This window comes from Thalassotalea sp. G20_0, from assembly GCF_017744175.1.
Classification (GTDB): domain Bacteria; phylum Pseudomonadota; class Gammaproteobacteria; order Pseudomonadales; family Endozoicomonadaceae; genus Endozoicomonas.
Window position 1 is genome coordinate 1 of sequence record NZ_JAGHQV010000383.1, and the last position, 693, is coordinate 693.

The following is a 693-nucleotide window of genomic DNA, read 5'->3' on the forward strand; positions in this document are numbered from 1 at the left end:
TCCCGGAACAGGGGAATCACCGAACCGCTGGAACCCAGCACATTACCAAACCGCACCATGGTAAAACGGGTATTATTGGGAATCACCGTGCCCGGCGTAGACCCGAACAGCTCCGGCTGAAACAGCCGGATCTCTTGTTCATTACTCAAGGCCTGCAACACCATCTCCGCCAGGCGCTTGGAGGCACCCATCACATTGGTGGGCCGCACCGCCTTATCGGTGGAGATCAGCACAAACTGTTTCACTCCCGCCAAAATGGCCGCCTGGGCAGTATAGAGCGTACCCAGCACATTATTCCGCAACCCCTGGGAGACGTTATACTGAACCAACGGCACATGCTTGTAGGCAGCGGCATGGTAGAGGGTCTCGACCTGGTAGGTGTTCATGACATCCAGCAAACGCACCGGGTCATTAATCGACCCCAGCACCGAAATGACTGGAACATCCAGCCCCAGCGTGCGGATAGAACTCTGCAGTTCCTGATCAATGGTATAAAGGTTAAACTCCGAGTGCTCCAACAGCACCAGCATTTTCGGCTTTCTGACCAGAGCCTGCCGGGCCATCTCAGAGCCAATGGAACCACCGGCACCGGTGACCATCACCACCTGGTCAACAATATCCTGCTCCACCAGTTCGGCAATGGGGGCCACTTCATCCCGGCTCAGCACATCGCCGATATCCACTTCCATAATC

At 55.8% G+C, this 693-nt stretch carries 1 protein-coding gene; it reads right to left on the reverse strand.

The features are described from left to right. Positions 1-683 (reverse strand): polysaccharide biosynthesis protein (locus J7438_RS26630; protein ID WP_353620203.1); only part of this gene is annotated, 683 nt, incomplete at its 3' end. Positions 684-693: the final 10 nt, after the last annotated feature.